24 protein-coding genes and 2 pseudogenes are annotated in these 19,400 nt (G+C 61.9%); 10 read left to right on the forward strand and 16 right to left on the reverse strand.

Annotated features, from left to right (window positions below):
* Positions 1-25 precede the first annotated feature (25 nt).
* The 4 genes and pseudogenes from ACWUKX_RS08425 to ACWUKX_RS08440 all read left to right on the forward strand — a co-directional run.
* Positions 26-112, forward strand: a pseudogene (locus ACWUKX_RS08425) (GMC oxidoreductase); the annotation flags it as partial.
* An 83-nt stretch (positions 113-195) separates the two neighbouring features.
* Positions 196-1,374, forward strand: coding sequence for a pyridoxamine--pyruvate transaminase (ppaT, locus tag ACWUKX_RS08430; RefSeq protein ID WP_456005693.1), 1,179 nt, complete (start codon positions 196-198; stop codon positions 1,372-1,374).
* Between the two features lie 38 nt (positions 1,375-1,412).
* Entirely contained in the window at positions 1,413-2,003 is a 591-nt protein-coding gene (locus ACWUKX_RS08435; RefSeq protein WP_456005696.1) for an SDR family NAD(P)-dependent oxidoreductase, read from the forward strand.
* A 108-nt stretch (positions 2,004-2,111) separates the two neighbouring features.
* Entirely contained in the window at positions 2,112-2,519 is a 408-nt protein-coding gene (locus ACWUKX_RS08440) for a hypothetical protein (RefSeq protein ID WP_456005698.1), read from the forward strand.
* A 13-nt stretch (positions 2,520-2,532) separates the two neighbouring features.
* Here ACWUKX_RS08440 and ACWUKX_RS08445 read toward each other — a convergent pair whose 3' ends face one another.
* Together ACWUKX_RS08445 and grxD are read right to left on the reverse strand one after the other, a co-directional pair.
* Complete coding sequence (locus tag ACWUKX_RS08445; RefSeq protein ID WP_456005700.1) at positions 2,533-3,777, reverse strand: multidrug effflux MFS transporter; 1,245 nt, start codon at positions 3,775-3,777, stop codon at positions 2,533-2,535.
* A 110-nt stretch (positions 3,778-3,887) separates the two neighbouring features.
* Positions 3,888-4,223 carry a Grx4 family monothiol glutaredoxin gene (gene grxD, locus ACWUKX_RS08450; protein WP_029353656.1) on the reverse strand — a complete coding sequence of 112 codons (336 nt, stop codon included), beginning with the start codon at positions 4,221-4,223 and terminating at the stop codon, positions 3,888-3,890.
* 164 nt (positions 4,224-4,387) lie between these two features.
* On the opposite strand from grxD, the gene ACWUKX_RS08455 reads away from it, so the two are divergent.
* On the forward strand, positions 4,388-5,182 hold the full coding sequence (locus ACWUKX_RS08455) for a phosphodiester glycosidase family protein (RefSeq protein ID WP_287339486.1): 795 nt from the start codon (positions 4,388-4,390) through the stop codon (positions 5,180-5,182).
* Positions 5,183-5,204: 22 nt separating this feature from the next.
* Here ACWUKX_RS08455 and ACWUKX_RS08460 read toward each other — a convergent pair whose 3' ends face one another.
* From ACWUKX_RS08460 to ACWUKX_RS08470, 3 genes are all read right to left on the reverse strand, one after another.
* Entirely contained in the window at positions 5,205-5,438 is a 234-nt protein-coding gene (locus tag ACWUKX_RS08460; protein ID WP_023674714.1) for a BolA/IbaG family iron-sulfur metabolism protein, read from the reverse strand.
* 84 nt (positions 5,439-5,522) lie between these two features.
* A complete protein-coding gene (gene purL / locus ACWUKX_RS08465) occupies positions 5,523-7,763 on the reverse strand; it encodes a phosphoribosylformylglycinamidine synthase subunit PurL (protein WP_456005704.1) in 2,241 nt (746 codons plus the stop codon).
* Between the two features lie 148 nt (positions 7,764-7,911).
* Positions 7,912-9,324, reverse strand: a complete 1,413-nt coding sequence (locus ACWUKX_RS08470; protein WP_455838213.1) for an aminotransferase-like domain-containing protein — start codon at positions 9,322-9,324, stop codon at positions 7,912-7,914.
* Between the two features lie 92 nt (positions 9,325-9,416).
* Between ACWUKX_RS08470 and ACWUKX_RS08475 the strand changes: the two genes are divergently transcribed.
* Positions 9,417-9,662 carry a DUF1127 domain-containing protein gene (locus ACWUKX_RS08475; protein ID WP_095521644.1) on the forward strand — a complete coding sequence of 82 codons (246 nt, stop codon included), beginning with the start codon at positions 9,417-9,419 and terminating at the stop codon, positions 9,660-9,662.
* 26 nt (positions 9,663-9,688) lie between these two features.
* Here ACWUKX_RS08475 and ACWUKX_RS08480 read toward each other — a convergent pair whose 3' ends face one another.
* The 6 genes from ACWUKX_RS08480 to purC are packed head-to-tail and all read right to left on the reverse strand — an operon-like array spanning position 9,689 to position 12,580.
* Positions 9,689-10,123, reverse strand: a complete 435-nt coding sequence (locus tag ACWUKX_RS08480; RefSeq protein ID WP_456005707.1) for a Pr6Pr family membrane protein — start codon at positions 10,121-10,123, stop codon at positions 9,689-9,691.
* Positions 10,108-10,365 (reverse strand): hypothetical protein, encoded by a 258-nt coding sequence (locus tag ACWUKX_RS08485; protein ID WP_456005709.1) that lies wholly within the window; start codon positions 10,363-10,365, stop codon positions 10,108-10,110. Before ACWUKX_RS08485 ends, ACWUKX_RS08480 begins: the two co-directional genes overlap by 16 nt.
* A gap of 3 nt (positions 10,366-10,368) precedes the next feature.
* Positions 10,369-10,779 carry a hypothetical protein gene (locus tag ACWUKX_RS08490; protein WP_456005712.1) on the reverse strand — a complete coding sequence of 137 codons (411 nt, stop codon included), beginning with the start codon at positions 10,777-10,779 and terminating at the stop codon, positions 10,369-10,371.
* Between the two features lie 51 nt (positions 10,780-10,830).
* Positions 10,831-11,499, reverse strand: a complete 669-nt coding sequence (gene purQ, locus ACWUKX_RS08495) for a phosphoribosylformylglycinamidine synthase subunit PurQ (protein ID WP_456005714.1) — start codon at positions 11,497-11,499, stop codon at positions 10,831-10,833.
* 1 nt (position 11,500) lies between these two features.
* Positions 11,501-11,743 (reverse strand): phosphoribosylformylglycinamidine synthase subunit PurS, encoded by a 243-nt coding sequence (gene purS / locus ACWUKX_RS08500; protein WP_456005929.1) that lies wholly within the window; start codon positions 11,741-11,743, stop codon positions 11,501-11,503.
* Positions 11,744-11,785: 42 nt separating this feature from the next.
* A complete protein-coding gene (purC, locus tag ACWUKX_RS08505) occupies positions 11,786-12,580 on the reverse strand; it encodes a phosphoribosylaminoimidazolesuccinocarboxamide synthase (RefSeq protein ID WP_023674725.1) in 795 nt (264 codons plus the stop codon).
* Between the two features lie 278 nt (positions 12,581-12,858).
* Between purC and ACWUKX_RS08510 the strand changes: the two genes are divergently transcribed.
* Together ACWUKX_RS08510 and ACWUKX_RS08515 are read left to right on the forward strand one after the other, a co-directional pair.
* Entirely contained in the window at positions 12,859-13,179 is a 321-nt protein-coding gene (locus ACWUKX_RS08510; protein ID WP_456005716.1) for a DUF1476 domain-containing protein, read from the forward strand.
* 209 nt (positions 13,180-13,388) lie between these two features.
* Entirely contained in the window at positions 13,389-14,162 is a 774-nt protein-coding gene (locus tag ACWUKX_RS08515) for an HpcH/HpaI aldolase family protein (protein WP_095521640.1), read from the forward strand.
* Here the strand turns inward: ACWUKX_RS08515 and ACWUKX_RS08520 are convergent.
* Positions 14,159-14,707 (reverse strand): RBBP9/YdeN family alpha/beta hydrolase, encoded by a 549-nt coding sequence (locus tag ACWUKX_RS08520; RefSeq protein ID WP_456005932.1) that lies wholly within the window; start codon positions 14,705-14,707, stop codon positions 14,159-14,161. The genes ACWUKX_RS08515 and ACWUKX_RS08520 overlap by 4 nt on opposite strands.
* A 252-nt stretch (positions 14,708-14,959) precedes the next feature.
* Here ACWUKX_RS08520 and ACWUKX_RS08525 point away from each other — a divergent pair, with 252 nt between their 5' ends.
* The gene (locus ACWUKX_RS08525) at positions 14,960-15,772 is read left to right on the forward strand and encodes a VOC family protein (RefSeq protein ID WP_456005718.1); all 813 of its coding nucleotides are present in this window, start codon (positions 14,960-14,962) and stop codon (positions 15,770-15,772) included.
* Between the two features lie 16 nt (positions 15,773-15,788).
* Here ACWUKX_RS08525 and ACWUKX_RS08530 read toward each other — a convergent pair.
* The 4 genes and pseudogenes from ACWUKX_RS08530 to ACWUKX_RS08545 form a co-directional block, all read right to left on the reverse strand.
* Positions 15,789-16,262 (reverse strand): annotated as a pseudogene (locus ACWUKX_RS08530) (RBBP9/YdeN family alpha/beta hydrolase); the annotation flags it as partial.
* A gap of 95 nt (positions 16,263-16,357) precedes the next feature.
* On the reverse strand, positions 16,358-17,668 hold the full coding sequence (gene purB / locus ACWUKX_RS08535) for an adenylosuccinate lyase (RefSeq protein WP_456005720.1): 1,311 nt from the start codon (positions 17,666-17,668) through the stop codon (positions 16,358-16,360).
* 59 nt (positions 17,669-17,727) lie between these two features.
* Positions 17,728-18,243, reverse strand: a complete 516-nt coding sequence (locus ACWUKX_RS08540; protein WP_456005723.1) for a hypothetical protein — start codon at positions 18,241-18,243, stop codon at positions 17,728-17,730.
* Complete coding sequence (locus ACWUKX_RS08545) at positions 18,240-18,965, reverse strand: DUF2259 domain-containing protein (protein WP_456005725.1); 726 nt, start codon at positions 18,963-18,965, stop codon at positions 18,240-18,242. Before ACWUKX_RS08545 ends, ACWUKX_RS08540 begins: the two co-directional genes overlap by 4 nt.
* A 142-nt stretch (positions 18,966-19,107) precedes the next feature.
* On the opposite strand from ACWUKX_RS08545, the gene ACWUKX_RS08550 reads away from it, so the two are divergent.
* A complete protein-coding gene (locus ACWUKX_RS08550) occupies positions 19,108-19,362 on the forward strand; it encodes a DUF2171 domain-containing protein (RefSeq protein WP_029353687.1) in 255 nt (84 codons plus the stop codon).
* Positions 19,363-19,400: the final 38 nt, after the last annotated feature.

Below are 19,400 nucleotides of genomic sequence, written 5' to 3' on the forward strand. Positions count from 1 at the left end.
CGACGATGAAGACGTTGTCGAAGCCGTCTCCACACATCATCATCCTGCCGGCACGTGCAGGATGGGCGGGGATGCAGACGCCGTAGTCGACCCGGATTTGCGGCTGAATGGGTATTCGCACGACATGGAAAACTTCAAGACCTATCGGACCGGCATGCAATTCTACGGCTGACCGCCAATGCGGAGACAAAGACCATGCGTTATCTCGAACACGCCGAACCGGTCATCACGCTCACCGCGGGGCCGGTGAATGCTTATCCCGATGTGCTGCGCGGCCTCGGCCGCACCGTGCTCTACGACTACGACCCAGCGTTCCAGCTCTTTTACGAGGGTGTGGTCGACAAGGCGCAGAAGGCAATGCGGCTGTCGAACAGGCCGGTCATTCTCCATGGCGAGCCGGTTCTTGGCCTAGAGGCGGCCGCAGCCTCTCTGATCACGCCTGACGACGTCGTGCTCAACCTTGCCTCCGGTGTCTACGGCAAGGGGTTTGGCTATTGGGCCAAGCGCTATTCGCCGCAACTCCTCGAAATCGAGGTGCCCTACAACGAGGCGATCGACCCGCAGGCGGTTGCGGCAATGCTGGAAGCGCATCCGGAAATCACCATCGTTTCCGTCTGCCACCACGATACGCCGTCGGGCACCATCAACCCGATCGACGCCATCGGCGCGCTGGTTTCGGCGCATGGCGCCTATCTGATCGTCGATGCCGTTTCGTCCTTCGGCGGCATGAAAACGCATCCTGAGGATTGCAAGGCCGACATCTACATCACCGGCCCGAACAAATGCCTCGGCGCGCCTCCCGGCCTCACGATGATGGGCGTCAGCGAGCGCGCCTGGGCCAAGATGAAGGCAAATCCACTGGCGCCACGCGCGTCGATGCTCAGCATCGTCGACTGGGAGCATGCTTGGTCGAAGGACAAGCCGTTTCCATTCACGCCGTCCGTCGCAGAGATGAACGGGCTCGACGTCGCGCTCGACCTCTACCTCAACGAGGGACCGGCAGCGGTATGGTGGCGCCACGCGCTCACCGCCAAGGCAATGCGCGCGGGCGTCGCCGCCATGGGTCTGTCGATCTGGGCCGCCAGCGACAATATCGCATCGCCAACCACGACTGCCGTCCGGACGCCAGAAGACATTGATGAGAAGGCGCTTCGCCAGGCGGCGCGCGCCCGCTACGGCGTGGTGTTTTCGTCGGGCCGCGGCGAAACATTGGGCAAGCTGACACGCATCGGCCATATGGGCCCGACCGCCCAGCCGATCTATGCGATCGCGGCGCTGACGGCACTTGGCGGCGCGATGAATGCTTTAGGCCAGGAACTCGCGGTCGGCAAAGGCATCGACGCGGCGCTGGCCATTATCGACGCCGACCCGTGAACCAGAAAATCACCAGATCACAATTGAGGGAGGTTTTCATGACTGAACGGCTTGCGGGAAAGACCGCCCTGGTTACCGGGGCCGCACAAGGCATCGGCAAGGCGATCGCCGCGCGGTTGGCCGCCGATGGCGCGACCGTCATCGTCAGCGACATCAAGGCGGAAGGCGCCGAAACCGCGGCCGGGTCGATCGGCGGAAAAGCGAAGGCGATCGCCGCCGACATTTCCGATCCTGCATCGGTCAAGGCACTCTTCGCCGAGATACAGGCGCTGACCGGGGGCATCGATATTCTGGTCAACAATGCCAGCATCGCGCCGTTCGTCGCCTGGGACGATGTCGATCTCGATCATTGGCGCAAGATCATCGACGTCAATCTGACCGGCACCTTTATCGTCAGCCGCGCAGGAACGGACCAGATGCGTGCAGCGGGCAAGGCCGGCCGGGTGAGCGATGGCGTCAAGGCGAGCCGGCACAACGAGGCGTTCGGATTCGTCGAGATGCTGCAGGCGATGAAGGGGAAGGGCCAGCCGGAACATATCGCCGACGTGGTGTCGTTCCTGGCCTCGGATGATGCGCGCTGGATCACCGGCCAGACGTTGAATGTCGACGCCGGCATGGCGCGTCACTAAAAGCGCATCGCGTCTGAAAAGATTCATACGACAGGCTGATATCGATGGAGGCTTTCGTCAAAAAATTCGCCTACATTACATTTGTCCGCGCGAAACTGGAGACCCGAAATGAAACCTCGGTCCGCAATTGTCGCACCGGCGCTTGCCCTGGCCTTGGTTGTCGGTCCGAACGAGGCAAGATCGCAGGAACGTGCATGTCGCAGTCCCGATCCCGTCGACACCGTAAACGAGATGTTCTCCGCGATCGTCGCCTGTTGGGAGCCGCCGCCCGGTACCGCGGGCATGACCCTGACGCTGCAGTTCTCAATTCGCCGAAACGGCACACTTATCGGCAAGCCTCGCGCCACCTACTCCCGTCTAGGGAATGATGCCACGCTTAACCGGGCCTTCGTGGCTTCCGTCCTCGAGGCTCTTGACAAGGCTCTGCCACTGCCCGTTTCGGACAGCATGGGTGAAGCGATCGCAGGGCGTATGCTGTTCCCTCGCTTCACAGCAGCAAGTGGGAGTGCATCCTAAAGCGCGTCCGGCATTAAACCGGCTGGTTTTGCGGCTGGAAGAATTTGCCGCGCTCGGCGATCAGCACCATCACCAATGCGCCAAGCGAAACGCTGCAGAATCCGGCGGCCAAGGGCGTCACCGTGCCGTTGAAGGCTTGGCCGATCAGCGTGCCGAGCAGGCCGCCGAGGAAGGTCTGCATGAAACCCAGAATGGACGATGCCGTGCCGGCCAGTTGGCCGAGCGGCTCCATGGCGAGCGCGTTGAAATTCGCACCGAGTGCGCCGAACGGGACCATCGCGCAGGCAAAGAAGGTGATGAAAAGCCAGAGCGGCATCTTCATTTGGATGGAAACGATCAGCCAGGCGAGGCTGATGGCCAGAAACAAGAGCAGCGCGCTCTGCGACAAGCGGCGCATGCCGATGCGGCCGACAAGGCGCGAATTCAGATAGTTCGAAAAGGCGAGCACGCCGGCGATCCCTGCGAAAATCACCGGGAACATCTCGCCGACGCCGAAGACGCCGACATAGATCTGCTGCGCCGAGTTGATGAAGCCAAACATTGCGCCGAAGGCAAAAGTGCTGGCAAAGGCATAGCAAAGTGCCATGCGATTGGTCAGCACGATGCGGAAGCCGCCGATGATGGATTCGGCCGTCAGCGGCCTGCGATATTCGGGATGCAGCGTTTCGGGCAAGCGCAGCAGCGCCCAGGCCGACACGATCAGCGCCCCGGCCGCCATGGTGATGAAGATCAGGTGCCAGGTCGCGAACAGCATGATGAACTGGCCGATGCCGGGGGCCACCACCGGAATTGCCATGAAAACCATGAAGATCAGCGACATGACTTCGGCCATGCGCCGGCCGTCGAACGTATCGCGCACGATCGAGACGGCGATGACGCGTGTGGCCGCGGCGCCGATGCCTTGCACCACCCTGCACAGGATAAGGGTGGCGAATGTCGGGGCGATTGCCGCAGCAGCCGCCGCTGCGACATAGATCACCAGTCCTGCGACGAGCGGAGCACGGCGTCCGAAGCGGTCCGAGATCGGTCCGAAGAACAGCTGTCCGCCGCCAAAGCCCAGAATATAAGCGGCAATCACATATTGGCGGTGGTTTTCATTTTCCACGCCCAGCGAGGCGCCGATTTGCTGCAGCGCCGGCAGCATGATGTCGATGGCTAGCGAGTTGAGCGCCATCAATGCCGCGCACAGAGCGATGAATTCCCAGCGCGGAATAGGCAAGGTACCTGCCTGTTGCGGCGCTTGTGCATGCTGATCCACGGCAAAGTCCGATCTTCAAACGAAAAAGCGCCGGCGCACCGGCGCATTCATTCGTCTTGTACCCCGACACCGGGGAGGTAATCAGCTTGTCGAAGTGGCCGACGTGCTCGTCAGGCGGCGCCTTTGACGCTCACGCCCTTTTCGACGAGGAACGTCTGAAGTTCGCCTGCCTGGAACATCTCGCGGATGATGTCGCAGCCGCCAACGAATTCACCCTTGACGTAGAGCTGAGGAATCGTCGGCCAGTTGGAGTATTCCTTGATACCTTGCCGCAGCTCGGCCGAGGTCAGCACGTCCACGCCCTTGTAGTCGGCCCCGATGTAGTCGAGGATCTGCACGACCTGACCGGAAAATCCGCATTGCGGGAAACCGGGCGTGCCCTTCATGAAGAGAACGACGTCGTTGCCCTTCACTTCGCTGTCGATGTAGTCGTTGATACCGCTCATGGAGAATCCTTTCATGCCCGCGAGAGTCGGGCTCGAAACATGCCCTTCAAATAAACCCATAGGTTGCCCGAAACAAGACGTTTGCCGCATCGTCACGCAAATGGCGCAAAGGATGGCCTGATATTGGGCCAAGAGCATCGGCCAGCTATTTCCCCAAGGAAGCGATGAAAAGGCGACTTAGCGCGGCAATCCTGATTGGTGTTCTGCTCGTTGCGCTGGCCTTGATCTGGTGGTTCAGGCCATCGGAGCATCCGCCTGTCACCGTCGGCGGCAAACTGCCCGGGCCATGCCGGGACCTGAATTTCGAGGCGATCCCCTATATCGTCTGCGAGATCGATCTTCGCAGCTACGACGTTGCTGTCTTCCACGCCGGCGCAGACGGCAAGGTCTTCGGCTCGCTGGACAAATTCGACAGGGCGATGTCGGGCGAGGGCAGGCCGGTGCTGCTCGCTATGAACGCCGGCATGTATCATGAGGACCTGACGCCGGTCGGCCTTCTCGTCGAAAATGGTCGCGAGATGGCGCCGCTCAACCTCGCTGATAGCGAAGGCAATTTCTTCCTGAAGCCGAATGGCGTGTTCCTGGTTCGGAACGACGGCTTGGCGGCGGTCATGGAAACGAACGCCTATGCCGCCGCCAAGCCGGACGTGGCGTTCGCCACGCAATCCGGCCCGATGCTGGTGATCGACGGCCGGCTTCATCCTCGCTTCGAGGCGAACGGCACGTCGCGTCACATCCGCAATGGCGTCGGCGTGCGTGACGAAGACACGGTCGTGCTGGCGATCTCACGCTCGCAAGTCAGTCTCGGCAGCTTTGCACGCCTCTTCCGTGATGCGCTGCATTGCCCCAACGCACTTTTCTTCGACGGCGTGGTTTCGGCGCTGTCGAATGGCGAGAGGATGATCGTCGGCGGAAACTATCCTGCAGGGCCGATCATTGCCGTCTCGGCGAAAAAGTGACGAGGGGTTGGAGGCGAAACCCTCAGTCCGGCACGCTGGTCTGCAAAGCGAGCGCGTGCAGCACGCCGCCCATATTGCCCTTCAATGCGTCATAGACCATCTGATGCTGCTGGACGCGGCTTTTTCCGCGAAAGCTCTCGGCCACCACCTCGGCCGCATAATGGTCACCGTCGCCGGCCAGGTCCCGAATCGTCACCTTGGCGTCCGGAATGCCTTCCTTGATTAGCCGTTCGATGTCGTGCGCATCCATTGCCATGCGAGGATTCCTTGTTCAGGTCGTGATCTCATAGATATGATCGAAATGGCGGATGGACCACCCAAACGGCCCCACTCGATTATATCACGGGTCCACGAGCTCATTTCCCATGAAGCGAGGAAACCAGGATTCGTGGGCAGCGGTCAATTCGCCGACAGGGATCGCCCGTGCCTCGCCGAGTTTCAGGTCACTACCGCCGGTCGAGCCGATCCACGGCGCAAAGATGCCGAGCTTACTTTGCTGTTCGCGAATTGCATCCCATTCATCGCTCTGCGGATCGATCGACAGCGTCAAGAGATAGCGGCCCTGATCCTCGCCGAACCAGACCGGGATCGGATCGGTCCCGACCAGGCCGGGGACGGTCGCGCCGATGCCGGACGCCATCGCCATCTCGGCCAGCGCGACCGCAATGCCACCATCGGAAACGTCATGTGCAGCGGTAACGACGCCGGAGGCGATTAGGGCGCGTACATGGTCGCCGACGCGCTTTTCATGGTCGAGGTCGACCGGCGGCGGCGGGCCGTCGGTGCGGCCATGAATGTCGCGCATGTAGGCCGACTGCGCGAGATGCGTTCCCCACATGGACGGCGCGCCGACCAGCAGGATCATCTGGCCCTCGGCGGCAAAGCCGATCCGTGCCATTTTGGACCAGTCGGCGATCAGTCCGACGCCGCCGATGGTCGGCGTCGGCAAGATGCCTTGCCCGTTGGTTTCGTTGTACAGCGAGACATTGCCGGAGACGATCGGAAAGCTGAGAGCACGGCAGGCGTCGCCAATGCCTTTCACGGCGCCGACCAACTGGCCCATGATTTCGGGCCGTTCCGGATTGCCGAAATTGAGATTGTCGGTGGCCGCGAGCGGCAGGGCGCCGGTGGCGGTAAGGTTGCGCCAGCATTCGGCCACCGCCTGCTTGCCACCCTCGTAAGGGTCGGCCTCGCAATAGCGCGGCGTCACGTCGGACGAGAAGGCGAGCGCTTTGGTCGGATGACCTTCGACGCGCACCACGCCGGCATCGCCGCCCGGAAGCTGCAGCGAATTGCCCTGAATCAGCGTGTCGTACTGCTCCCATACCCAGCGGCGCGATGAAAGGTCGGGTCCGTCGAGCAGTTTCAACAAAGCCTCGGCGATGTCCGCTTGTGGGGCATCGCTGGCAGCCAGGGGCGCCGGCTTCTTCGGCTCGGCCCAGGGACGGTCATATTCCGGCGCCTGGTCGCCAAGGTCTTTGATCGGCAGATTGGCGACTTCGTCGCCCTGATGCAGCACGCGAAAGCGCAGATCGTCGGTGGTCTTGCCGACAATGGCGAAGTCGAGGCCCCATTTGTGGAAGATCCCCTCGGCTTCCTTTTCCTTTTCGGGGCGCAGCACCATCAGCATGCGCTCCTGGCTCTCCGACAGCATCATCTCATAGGCGCTCATGCGCTCTTCGCGCACCGGCACCTTGTCGAGGTCGAGCTCGATGCCGAGGTCGCCCTTGGCGCCCATCTCGACCGCCGAGCAGGTGAGACCGGCAGCCCCCATGTCCTGGATGGCGATGACGGCACCGGACGCCATCAGCTCGAGGCAGGCTTCGAGCAGGCATTTTTCGGTGAACGGGTCGCCGACCTGAACGGTGGGCCGCTTCTCGTCGATCTTGTCGTCGAATTCGGCCGAGGCCATGGTTGCGCCGCCGACACCGTCGCGGCCGGTCTTGGCGCCGAGATAGACGACCGGCAGACCGACGCCCTTCGCCTCCGACAGAAAGATCGCATCGGTCTTGGCGAGCCCCGCCGCGAAGGCGTTGACCAGGATGTTGCCATTGTAGCGCGCGTCGAAATTGACCTCACCGCCGACCGTCGGCACGCCGAAGGAATTGCCGTAGCCGCCGACGCCGGAAACGACGCCGGCAACGAGGTGTTTGGTCTTGGGATGGTCCGGCGCACCGAAGCGCAGCGCGTTCATCGCCGCGATCGGCCGCGCGCCCATGGTGAAGACATCGCGCAGGATGCCGCCGACGCCGGTCGCCGCCCCCTGATAGGGCTCGATGTAGGAGGGGTGGTTGTGGCTCTCCATCTTGAAGACGACGCAGTCGCCGTCGCCGATGTCGACCACGCCGGCATTCTCACCCGGTCCCTGGATGACCTGCGGTCCGGTGGTCGGTAGCGTGCGCAGCCACTTCTTCGAGGATTTATAGGAGCAATGCTCGTTCCACATCGCCGAGAAGATGCCAAGCTCGGTAAAGCTCGGCTCGCGCCCGACCAGGTCGAGGATGCGTTGATACTCGTCGGGCTTCAGCCCGTGCGCGGCAATAAGTTCCGGAGTGATCGGCACGGAATTGGAAATGGTCATGGGCGGCAATTTATATCCTTGGGGTCGAATCCCCTCTTATCGCAAGCGCGAAGGCCGATACACCCATCAAGCGCCGAAAAACGATGGAAAGCCACAGGGGCAGCAACTAGCGAAAGATCGCCACTCGACCCGCCGGTTTCAAGCCGGTTCAGGAGAAACTGTCGTATCCGGCGCGGCCCTCGTCGAGAAGCCGCCTTATCACGCCGACGCCGCCCGCGATGTCCTCTCGCCGACTCGGCTGCGAAACGCCAAAACGCACGCCGTGGAAAACCTGCTCGGAACGGCCCGCCTTGAACTCGTCCTCATCGTCGATGAGCACGCCATGTTCGAGACAGGCATTCTTGAAGGTGCCGGAAAGCCATGGATCAGGCAGGGTGAGCCAGACAAAGGGCACATTGTCCACTGCCTTGAAGTCGAACCCGGCCAGCGTCTCGCGCACGATCGCGATGCGCGCGTTGATCTCGACGATGCTGCGATTGCGCATCTCGCTGGCCTGGCCGGACAGAACCAGCCGGCTACACACTTCCGCCAGCAGGAAGGGGAGCCCACCCGTCAGCATCTTGTGAGCGACCCGGATCCGGTGGCGATAGGCCGGTGGACAGGCGAGCCAGCCGCCGCGAACACCAGCCGCGACGGATTTCGACAGGCCGCCGGCAACGATGGTCCGTTCGGGGGCATATTCGGCCAATAGCGGGGTCGGGTCGTCGGTCAGATCGCCATAGAGATCGTCCTCGATCAGGATGACATTGTATTCGCGCGCGACGCGCGCGATCGCCTCGCGGCGTGTTGCCGACAGCGTCACCAGTGTGGGGTTCTTGGCCGTCGGCATCAGGAACATCATTTTCGGATGTTTTTGCGCGCAGACGCGCTCGAAATCCTCTGGGTCTAGTCCTTCGTCGTCAGACGTCACCAGCGCGGTCCGGCGGCCGATCAGGCCGGCGCTGCGTGAGATCTGCGAATAGGTGAGGTGCTCGAAGACGATATAGTCGCCAGGCGTGGTGAGCGCGGCAATCGCCGCCATAACCGCCGCATGGGTGCCGAGCGTCGGTACGATGCCGTCAGGGCTCGGGCGAAACGAATTTCGCGAGAGCCAGCTGCAACCGGCCTCGAACCAGCGGTCCGGAAAATCCCGCGTATAGCTTGAAATCTCATACGGATGGTCCTGCGCCGTGCGCGAGAGCACATCGGCGACAATGGCGCCCTGGCCAATATCCGGCGCAGCCGTGCTGTCGAAGCGCAACTTACCGCGAGGCGCATCGATATAGCGCGTGCCTTCCACATGTGGGTCGGATGCCAGCAGATCGGTCTTGGTCTCATGCCGGCCCAGAACATAGGTTCCGCGCCCGACTTCGCCGCTCACCAGCCCCCGTTCGCGCAACAATTGGTAGGCCCGACCGACCGTGCCGACAGTTGTTCCGATGTCATAAGCCAGGTCGCGTTGCGGCGGCAGTTTTGCCCCCGCATCGATCACGCCGCGGTCGATGTCGGTTTCTATGGAATCTGCAAGCCGCTGGTAGAGGGGTCCGGAGCCGGACGTAAGGTCGGGTAGCCAATTTGTCATGGTGACAATTTTCTATATTGCACCGAATTGAGAGTCAATACATATGGATTTCGCAACAAAAGGGTACAATCTCGAATTCTGGTAGCAAGAAAATGGCTGCAATCGATACAATCCGTTACACGAGAGCTGAATTGCTCGGAGTCGGTCCGTCGGGCCGGCAAGGTTATGTCCGTCGCCTGGTGCGCACGGTCAGGTCACTCGCGAGCCGGATCGGCAGCCTGCTGGATCGCCGGCGAAGCCGGCTGGCATTGCTGGAGATGACCGACGATCAGCTCAAGGATATCGGCATCTCGCGCTGCGAGGCCCACCGAGAGGGTCTGAGGCGGTTCTGGGACTGAAAGATGCATCAAGCTTGTGTGCATCCTTAAGAAGACGCGGTCTTAGGACGCCTTTTCGTGCCTTGATAGTTACCGTGGCTCCTCATCCGTGAGACGCCGCGGTCTGCAAGTACGGCGACTATGCACAGCACCAGAAAAAGCCCGGTGATGCCGAGCGCCGAGACGGCGACGCTGGCGACGCCGTTCTTGGCGAGATCGAGGAACGGGTAGGGCACTTCGCCTGATATCGGCGCCCGCGCCAGTGCATAGGCCAAATAGGCGACTGGATAGATCATCCACCAGGAGATGTCGCGCCACCGCGTCGAGCCGTCGGCGCCTGCCGCAAACCACCACAGCACGAAAAGCACCGGCGTCACATCGTGCAGCAGAACGTCGCAGAGCAGGAACAAGCCTTGCGGCTGCCAAAGCTGCGGCAGGACCGTGGCATAGATGATGAAGACCAGGGTTATGGCAACCGCCACGCCGGCTCGCATCCGCGGCCCGGCAAAGGCCGGAACCAGGCGTGGCCACCGGGTGACAGCAGCGAAGCATGCACGAGCACCGCGCCGATATTGGTCAGGATGGTGAAGAAGCTGAGGTAGAAGACCAGCGAGCCAACAAAACTTCGGCCGGCTGCCATCGACGCCGGAATGGTGATGCAGATTTGCAGGACAAGCCCGGCCAGGCCTATGACCAGACCTGATATCTGCAGGAAGCGGCTCACAGCCTAAGCAGCCGCACCGCAGGCCGGATTGCCTGTTTGCCAGCGCGCGATGTCCGAACCGATGCGTGCGCCGAGCGGCTCGTTCATCAGCGGACCGTATACGTCGATGCGGCGTGAATTGCCTTGAGCCTGCACGACCAGCAACGGCTTTGCGCCATAATGCTTGACCGGGACCAGCAGGAAGCGCGGCGTGCCGGTGAACGAATTCAGCTCGTTGGCCATCTGATAGGGCTTGAAGGCAGGATCCTTGCTGGCGATCCAGCATTTGTGGGCGGCGATCGCCACCTGTTCCATGGCAAGCAGCGCCGCACTCTTGCCCGAAGGCGCCGGTGCGCTCTTCGGCTTCAATTGGCAGGAGGCGAGCACAAGGCCGGCGGTGGCGACGAGAGCGAGGCGGGCAATCGTCTGTCTCATGGTCAGGCGGCGCCTATTTCGAGTTGGGAAAAGGGATGAGCGCTGAAGGTATCAAGCGGCGACGCCGAGGACACTTTCGAACAGCGCCCGGCCGTCGCTGCCGCCATGCGCTGCTTCGATCAGGTTCTCGGGATGCGGCATCAGGCCGAGCACATTGCCCTGGCCGTTGATGATGCCGGCAATGTCGTTGATCGAGCCGTTGGGGTTGGTGCCTTCGGCATAGCGGAACACGACCTGCCCTTCGCCTTCGAGCCTGCGAAGCGTCTCGGCGTCGGCAAAGTAATTGCCGTCGTGATGCGCCACCGGCGAGCGGATGATCTGACCCGGCTGATAGCGGCGGGTGAACATCGTGTTGGCGTTGGCGATCTGCAGCTTGACCTGCCGGCAGACGAATTTAAGCGAGGTGTTGCGCATCAAGGCGCCCGGCAGCAGGCCGGCCTCTACCAGGATCTGGAAGCCGTTGCAGACGCCGATGACCATGACCCCCTTGGCCGCCTTTTCGGCGACCGCCCGCATCACAGGCATGCGCGCAGCAATGGCGCCGCAGCGCAGATAGTCGCCGAAGGAGAAGCCACCCGGAATGGTGATCAGGTCGACATCGGGGATTTCGGTGTCGGTCTGCCACACCGTGACCGGCGGCGTTCCCGAAATCTTGGTCAGCGCCGCGATCATGTCGCGGTCGCGGTTGAGGCCAGGCAGGAGGACGACGGCTGATTTCACCTCAGGCGATCTCCACTGCGTAATTCTCGATGACCGTATTCGCCAGAAGCTTGTCGCACATCGCCTTGAGATCAGCCTCGGCCTTGATCTTGTCGCTCTCGGAGAGCTCGACGTCGAAGACCTTGCCCTGCCGCACCTGGCCGACGCCGTCAAAGCCCATCCCGGACAGCGCATGCTCGATCGCCTTGCCTTGCGGGTCGAGCACGCCATTCTTGAGGGTTACGGTAATGCGGGCCTTGATCACGCTGGACATGCTCCTGTTCGAAGTGTTGAGCGGCGAAGAATCTCAGTGCGGCTTGCCTTTGACGCCATCGGTAGAGGCGACGAGCACTGGTCCGGCAGGACGCGGCGGCTCGTTTTCGTTCATGATGCCGAGGCGGCGGGCGACTTCTTGATAGGCTTCGACCAGCCCGCCCATGTCACGCCGGAAACGGTCCTTGTCGAGCTTGTCCTGGGTCGCCACGTCCCACAGACGGCAGGAGTCCGGCGAGATCTCGTCGGCAACGACGATGCGCATCATGTCGCCCTCGAACAGGCGGCCGCACTCGATCTTAAAGTCGACGAGCTGGATGCCGACGCCCATGAACAAGCCGGAGAGGAAGTCATTGACACGGATGGCCAGCGCCATGACGTCGTCGATCTCCTGCGGGCTCGCCCAGCCGAAAGCGGTGATGTGCTCTTCAGACACCATTGGGTCGTCGAGCGCGTCGGCCTTGTAATAGAATTCGATGATCGAGCGCGGCAGCACGGTGCCTTCCTCGATGCCAAGACGCTTGGCCAGCGAACCGGCGGCGACATTGCGCACCACCACTTCGAGCGGGATGATCTCGACTTCCTTGATCAGCTGCTCGCGCATGTTGAGCCGGCGGATGAAGTGAGTCGGAATGCCCATCCGGTTGAGATGGTTGAAGATGTGCTCGGAAATGCGGTTGTTGAGCACGCCCTTGCCATCGACGATTTCGTGCTTCTTCTTGTTGAAAGCGGTCGCGTCGTCCTTGAAGAACTGGATCAGTGTTCCCGGCTCAGGGCCCTCATAGAGGATCTTGGCCTTGCCTTCATAAATGCGGCGGCGATTTTTCATCTGATCTTTTCTCTGGATTTCCGGGCAGGCGGCAAGCGGCCAGTTCCTGTCCGTCTGCCTAAATTAGTGCGGCAACGGTAGGGGTTCAATGCCGGTGTCTATCCCAATCGCACTGTTTGCTCAATCGGCAAATCCTTTCAATCAACCGCTTTCGGGAATGAAATGCCGCAGCGCAGCAAGTGACATACCATATTGACCGGCCCGCGGGCTTTTGGTTTGTGCTGCGGCAATACACATATTCCAACTGCCAACGAATCGGATTTGACCGGAGGGATGCCATGAGCAGCATGAAAGATCGCGAGGAGGGCTTCGAGCGCAAGTTCGCAATCGACGAGGAGCTCCGGTTCAAGGCCGCGGCCCGCCGCAACAAGGCGCTCGGCCTGTGGGCCGCCGAAAAGCTCGGCAAGGCCGGGGACGACGCCGAAGCCTATGCCAGGCAGGTGGTCCTCGCCGACATCCAGGAAGCCGGCGATCACGACGTGTTCCGCAAGATACGCAAGGATTTCGACGAGGCCGGGGTCGTCCAGTCGGACCATCAGATTCGCCGCACCATGGACGATCTGATGGCGCAGGCGATCGAGCAGATCAAGAACACCTGATCCTTGCTCTGAGCCAATCGATACGCTGGACCAATCGACCGCCCTGTCTCTCCGGGCGGTTTTTCTTTGCCTTTGCAGCTGTTTCCGGCTGAACTGCATTAGAGCGACATGCATCCATTCGGACGCACAAAGTACGCTCTCAAACTTTGACTCCTCGCGTCGGGCTTGGCGATTTTGGGCCGATGCGAGAGCGATTAAGGAAGGCGCCCATGTCCCTCAAGTCACGCCTTGCGGCCGATGAAACGTTGTGCACCGCATGGTCCGGCGTGCCTGATGCCCTGACGGTCGAGATTCTTGCCAGACAGGGTTTCGATGCCGTCACCCTCGATATGCAGCATGGCGGACATCACGAGGACAGCGTGCTGCGCGGCCTTGGGCCGGTGCTGGCCGCCAACAAACCGGCGCTGGTGCGCATTCCGGTCGGCCGCTTCGACATGGCCAGCCGCGCGCTCGATTTCGGCGCCGAGGCGGTGATTGCGCCGATGGTGAATTCGGTGGCGGACGCGCGGCTGTTTGCCGCCGCCATGAAGTACCCGCCACTCGGCGAGCGCTCCTGGGGCCCGACTTATGCCTTTCCGCGTCATGGCAAGGGCGACTATGCCGACTGGCTGCGCGACAGCAACGAGCGCACCATGGCCTTCGCCATGGTCGAAACGCGCGCCGCCCTCGATGCGCTCGACGGCATCCTCGACACGCCGGGTATCGATGGCATCTTCCTCGGCCCATCGGACTTCTCGATTGCCTGGTCGAACGGCGCCACCGTCAACTCGACGCTCGAAAGCATGCTGGAAACCGTCGCCTTGATCGCCGAGCGGACACGCAAGGCAGGCAAGCATGCCGCGATTTACGTCGTCGAGCCGGCCATCGCCGGCCGTGTTGTGTCGATGGGCTACCGGCTGCTGGCCATGGGCTCCGAGCATGCCCTGATCGGTCTGGGGGCAAAGACCCTGCTGAAGAGCGTGAGGGACTCGATCGGATCCTAAAGACCCGTCAGGAACTTGGCAAAGGTCATCGATCCTTCGGGCCACGGCCCGAAGCCGGAATCGGCATTGAGATGACCGGCATCGCCGGCGTCGATGAACAGCGAGCCCCAGGCTCCGGCAATGTCCTCGGCCACCTCGAACGTGCAGAACGGGTCGTTGCGGCTGGCGATCACCACCGAAGGAAATGCCAGCGGCTCGCGCGGATAGGGACCGAAGGTCATCAGGTGCCTGGGTTTTATCTTGGGATTGGCGACGTCGGGCGGCGCCACGAAGAAGGCTCCGGCGACCCGGCGCTGGAACTGCGGCATTGCCTGGACTACGGCGGCGACGCCCAGCGAATGCGCGACGATAACGACCGGCCGTTCGGCCTCGTTGACCGCCTTCGCCACGCTCGCCGTCCAGTCTTCGCGCACCGGCTTCGACCATTCCGCCTGCTCGACACGGCGCGCCGTCGACAATTTCGACTGCCAGCGGCTCTGCCAATGGTCGGGGCCGGAATTGGTGTAGCCCGGCACGATGAGAATGTCTGCATCCCTGACTTTCATGGCGCGCATGTAGCGAGCGACACGGTTTCGTGCAACCGCGATTATCGGTGCGATTAATCACGAATAGTGAACACCATGTTCGCTTCTTGCCGCCTTGTGTGAACGATCGCGATCGACGATCTGTCATCAGGAAAAGAGACGGGCGTGTAAGGGGAAACCAGGATTTTGGGACTGACACGACGTACAATGATCGGTGGCACAGGGATCCTGGCTTTGGGGATCTCGTCGACGGCTGCCCAAACGGAGATTTTGATGAGCGAACTGCCTTTTGCTGCCACGACCCCGGTCAGCGTTGCCCGCGTCGGGTTGCGGGCGCGTGATGCCGAAAATCTCGCCGCCTATTATCGCAACGTCGTCGGTCTGCGGGAACTGAGCCGCGCCGGCGGCACGATCACGCTCGGCGCTGCCAATCGTCCCTTGCTCGACATTGAAGCGGATGCAGCGGCGAAACCCGACGATCCGCGCAGCGCCGGCCTCTTCCACACTGCCGTCCTGCTGCCCAGCCGGGCCGATCTCGGGCGCTGGATCAATCACGCCATCGCCAACAAGATCGGCATCGACGGCGCTTCCGACCATCTGGTCAGCGAGGCGCTTTACCTGACCGACCCTGAAGGCAACGGTATCGAAATCTATGCCGACCGCCGCCATGAGGACTGGAAATGGAATGGCGACAAGGTGGCGATGGCGACCGAACGGATGAATATCCCCTCTGTCGTCGCAGAAGTGCCGGCCGGCGATGCCGGCTGGCAGGGCATGCCGGACAACAGCATCATCGGCCACGTCCACCTGCGCGTCGGTCGGCCGGAAGATGCTGAGACGTGGTGGCACCAGGAGTTCGGCTTCGATACGGTGGCGAAATATGGCGGTGCGGCGGTGTTCCTGTCGTCAGGCGGCTACCACCACCACATCGGCGCCAATGCGTGGCAGAGCGCCGGCGCCGGTCGTCGCGATCCGTCCCGGTCCGGCCTGGCCTGGGTCGAAATGCGTTCGGACAACGTGACCGATGCAACGACCCGCGAGGATCCATGGGGCACGGTGATCAGGACCGTTCCCGGCAAGGCCTGAGCGTTTCGGAAGCCTGTTAGAGCCGGGCCTTTTCCAGCAGGCGGCCGAGCATGAGCAGGCCCGCCGGCCAAAGGCCGAGGTGGGTCTCGTTTCCCATATGGCCGAGATCGCCGGCATCGGCGAGGTCCGCGCCCCAGGCAGCGGCGAAGGCCGTTGCCTGGTCGAAGGTGACGCGCGGATCGGTGCGGCTTGCCACCACCAAGGTCGGAAATGGCAAGCGTTTCAGCGGCATCGGCGCAAATGGACGAACAAGGTCGAAGCAAGGATCAGGATTCTCGACATTGGTTGCGGCAACCAGCAATGCGCCCGCAACCTTGTTGAGTTGGCTTTCGCTGGCGCCGGCCGCCCACTTCACCGCCGTCGCCACCGCCAGTGAGTGCGCAAGCAGCACCACGCGCCGAGGTGCCGCGGCAATCGCTGCGTCCACCCGGCCGATCCAGTCCTCAGGGTTGGGCCTGTCCCATTCGGCCTGCAGCACTCGACTCGAATTGGGGAACGCCCGGCACTAATGCGACATCCAGTGATCTGGCCCGGAATTGCCGCGGCCCGGCAGGGCGAGAAAGTCGAAATCTCCGGCCGCCGAAATCACCACGCTTCCCCGAACACACGCTTGAAGATCGTCTCGACATGTTTGGTATGATAGCCGAGGTCGAATTTTTCACGAATCTCGGCTTCGGGCAAGGCTGCGGTGACCTGTTTGTCAGCCAAAAGTTCGTCAAGGAAATCAGCACCTTGCTCCCACACTTTCATGGCGTTTCTCTGCACCAGCCGGTAGGCGTCCTCACGGCTGACACCGGCCTGGGTCAGCGCCAGTAGCACACGCTGCGAATGCACGAGGCCGCGGAACTTGTTCATGTTCTTCAGCATGTTGTCGGGATAGACGAGCAATCTGTCGATGACACTGGTCAGCCGCGACAGCGCAAAATCGAGCGTCACGGTCGCATCCGGGCCGATCATGCGCTCGACCGACGAATGCGAGATATCGCGCTCGTGCCAGAGCGCCACGTTCTCCATCGCCGGTAGCGCGAAGGAACGCACCATGCGCGCAAGCCCGGTGAGGTTTTCGGTAAGCACCGGGTTACGCTTGTGCGGCATCGCCGACGAGCCTTTCTGTCCGGGCGAAAAATACTCTTCCGCCTCCAGCACCTCGGTGCGCTGCAGATGGCGGATCTCGACCGCCAGCCGTTCGATCGACGATGCGATGACACCGAGTGTCGCGAAGAACATCGCGTGGCGGTCGCGCGGGATCACCTGCGTCGACACCGGCTCCGGCTTCAATCCGAGTTTCTTCGCCACATGCTCTTCGACATAGGGATCGATGTTGGCGAAAGTGCCGACAGCACCTGATATGGCGCACGTCGCAATATCCTCACGCGCGTGCACCAGCCGCTCGCGGCAGCGCGAGAATTCGGCATAGGCCTGCGCCAGCTTGACGCCGAAGGTGGTCGGCTCGGCATGGATGCCGTGGCTGCGGCCGATGGTGATTGTGTCCTTGTGTTCGAAAGCGCGACGCTTGAGCGCCGCAAGCAGGCCGTCGATGTCGGCCAGAAGGATGTTGCTGGCGCGGGTGAGCTGCACGGCAAAGCAGGTGTCGAGAACGTCCGAGGAGGTCATGCCCTGATGGATGAAGCGGGCATCCGGCCCGACGAATTCACTAAGATGAGTGAGGAAGGCGATGACGTCGTGCTTGGTGACACGCTCGATCTCGTCGATGGCATCGACGTCGAACTTCGCGGCACCGCCCTTTTCCCAGATGGTTTTGGCGGCCTCCTTCGGGATGACGCCGAGCTCGGCCAGTGCATCGCAAGCGTAGGCCTCAATCTCGAACCAGATGCGGAATCGGGTTTCGGGCGACCAGATGGCCACCATTTCCGGCCGGGAGTAGCGAGGGATCATCCGTCAGTCCTGACTTGCGAGGGCGTTCGCCCGCGTCCTAACAGAGGCACACAAAATCCTCAACGCTGCTGCCGCGCAAACCAGATGCTGACGAGAGCCAGCGCGATGAAACCGAGCGGAAAATAAAGCCGGATGCCCAAAACGATGAATTGATAGAACGCCGTCGCCATTGTGTGCACGAACTGGATGGACCAGGCGATGGTCAGTGCAGGTTCATGCCACTGGGCATAGTAGGAACGGTATTGCAGCGCAAAGAGCCCACCAGTGAAGCCGATCGTGGCGGCAAGAAGGCAGACAAACGCGGCCGCCAAGGCAACTTGCCAATGCCGTCCGAGCGAGACGAGCCGCGCCAGGAACAGGCCCACCGGAAAGGCGAGCGCACCGCCGGCCGCATAGAGCAGCGAGACGAAGCGGATCTTTGCCGGGGTCTCCCAGTCGTCCAACAGCAGATTGACAAGCGCGCTGGCGCCCATCGCTGCGGCCCACAGCAGGGCGCCGCAAACCGCGACGCCCGGCGATGGCAAAGCGTTGCGGATACGATCCAGGCGGTTGTGTAAGGCGGGGAGCGGCGTCACAGCCGGCCGGTCACCGCGATCCAGCGATAGTCCGGCCCTTCGAAGCCGTACTGGCGCACCGCGATCAGCACGGCATAGGCGCTGAGGGTTTGCAAGGAAAATGTCTGCACCGCGCCGATCCGATAGCCGTTCGGGCAGCCTCTGCTTTTGGGGATCGACTTGTCCTCGTGCAGAAGCTCAGTCTTGCCGCCGTCTTTCGCTTCGATGCGCAGCAAGCGAAAGCCGTTGATCTCGCCCAGGCTCTGGCAGTTTTCGGTATCGTTCATACCGATCTCGTCGAGCCGGAACTCGAGCGGATCATCGACCGGCGAAAAGATCGGCCGCGGGTTGACCACCATGCGGAACGGATCGGCCGAAAGTTCGGTCACCGGGTTGAAGCCGGCGGTGATGCCGCGATTCGAGGTCAATTCCGCCTGCTTGATGATAGCTTCGCCTTTCTGCCGGGCTGCAAGGCGCGCTGCGTCAAGCGTTGCGTTCTCGTCGTCAAGCCGCACCCTGATCGGTGTGCCCTCGAGAAAACTGTCGTCGGCCGTGTCGATGTAATAGCGATTGGCATAGGGAAATCCCGACCCGTCCTGGACGCCATATTCCTCGAAGGCGAAGATGCCGCCATTCCCAGTGAAGCCGAGGATTTCAAGCTCGGCGACGTCGCCGGCATGCGCGGCGAGCGAGATTGCAAACTGGGCAAGGAGGGAAACGGCAAACAGGGCAAGAATTCGCATCGGATTTCCGTTTGAGCAGCCAGCGTTGTTTCGATCCCTATCACGACATCGTCAAAACGTCGTGCCCTCTGAGACGCAAAGCCGATGCATCCAATCGCGCTGTCATTTGTTTATGTTGGCAGCTTGAAATGGAGAACCCACAATGACCGATGCAGCCAGGATTCGCGAACATATGGAAGTGATCGGCGCCGACGGCGTCCATGTCGGCACCGTCGACAAAGTTGAGGGACAACGAATCAAGCTGACCAAGCGCGACAGCGGCGAGGGCGCCCACAGGGGGCATCACCACTTCATTCCGCTCAGCCTCGTAGCCGAAGTCGAGGGCCAGAAAGTGCGGCTGTCGGCAAATTCGGATGTTGCGGTCACATTCGAGGAAGAAAAATCCGACCCCACCTGATCACGGCCATTAATCACGGCCCCATTTTTGATTACGGC

It is taken from the genome of Mesorhizobium sp. f-mel (assembly GCF_053850215.1).

Excerpts from the sequence above, each read along its gene's own strand:
- ppaT (WP_456005693.1), top strand. The coding sequence starts at position 196 with ATGCGTTATCTCGAACACGCCGAACCGGTCATCACGCTCACCGCGGGG.
- ACWUKX_RS08435 (WP_456005696.1), top strand. The coding sequence starts at position 1,413 with ATGACTGAACGGCTTGCGGGAAAGACCGCCCTGGTTACCGGGGCCGCA.
- ACWUKX_RS08440 (WP_456005698.1), top strand. The coding sequence starts at position 2,112 with ATGAAACCTCGGTCCGCAATTGTCGCACCGGCGCTTGCCCTGGCCTTG.
- grxD (WP_029353656.1), bottom strand. The coding sequence starts at position 4,223 with ATGAGCGGTATCAACGACTACATCGACAGCGAAGTGAAGGGCAACGAC.
- ACWUKX_RS08455 (WP_287339486.1), top strand. The coding sequence starts at position 4,388 with ATGAAAAGGCGACTTAGCGCGGCAATCCTGATTGGTGTTCTGCTCGTT.
- ACWUKX_RS08460 (WP_023674714.1), bottom strand. The coding sequence starts at position 5,438 with ATGGCAATGGATGCGCACGACATCGAACGGCTAATCAAGGAAGGCATT.
- purL (WP_456005704.1), bottom strand. The coding sequence starts at position 7,763 with ATGACCATTTCCAATTCCGTGCCGATCACTCCGGAACTTATTGCCGCG.
- ACWUKX_RS08470 (WP_455838213.1), bottom strand. The coding sequence starts at position 9,324 with ATGACAAATTGGCTACCCGACCTTACGTCCGGCTCCGGACCCCTCTAC.
- ACWUKX_RS08475 (WP_095521644.1), top strand. The coding sequence starts at position 9,417 with ATGGCTGCAATCGATACAATCCGTTACACGAGAGCTGAATTGCTCGGA.
- ACWUKX_RS08490 (WP_456005712.1), bottom strand. The coding sequence starts at position 10,779 with ATGAGACAGACGATTGCCCGCCTCGCTCTCGTCGCCACCGCCGGCCTT.
- purC (WP_023674725.1), bottom strand. The coding sequence starts at position 12,580 with ATGAAAAATCGCCGCCGCATTTATGAAGGCAAGGCCAAGATCCTCTAT.
- ACWUKX_RS08510 (WP_456005716.1), top strand. The coding sequence starts at position 12,859 with ATGAGCAGCATGAAAGATCGCGAGGAGGGCTTCGAGCGCAAGTTCGCA.
- ACWUKX_RS08515 (WP_095521640.1), top strand. The coding sequence starts at position 13,389 with ATGTCCCTCAAGTCACGCCTTGCGGCCGATGAAACGTTGTGCACCGCA.
- ACWUKX_RS08520 (WP_456005932.1), bottom strand. The coding sequence starts at position 14,707 with ATGAAAGTCAGGGATGCAGACATTCTCATCGTGCCGGGCTACACCAAT.
- ACWUKX_RS08525 (WP_456005718.1), top strand. The coding sequence starts at position 14,960 with ATGAGCGAACTGCCTTTTGCTGCCACGACCCCGGTCAGCGTTGCCCGC.
- purB (WP_456005720.1), bottom strand. The coding sequence starts at position 17,668 with ATGATCCCTCGCTACTCCCGGCCGGAAATGGTGGCCATCTGGTCGCCC.
- ACWUKX_RS08545 (WP_456005725.1), bottom strand. The coding sequence starts at position 18,965 with ATGCGAATTCTTGCCCTGTTTGCCGTTTCCCTCCTTGCCCAGTTTGCA.
- ACWUKX_RS08550 (WP_029353687.1), top strand. The coding sequence starts at position 19,108 with ATGACCGATGCAGCCAGGATTCGCGAACATATGGAAGTGATCGGCGCC.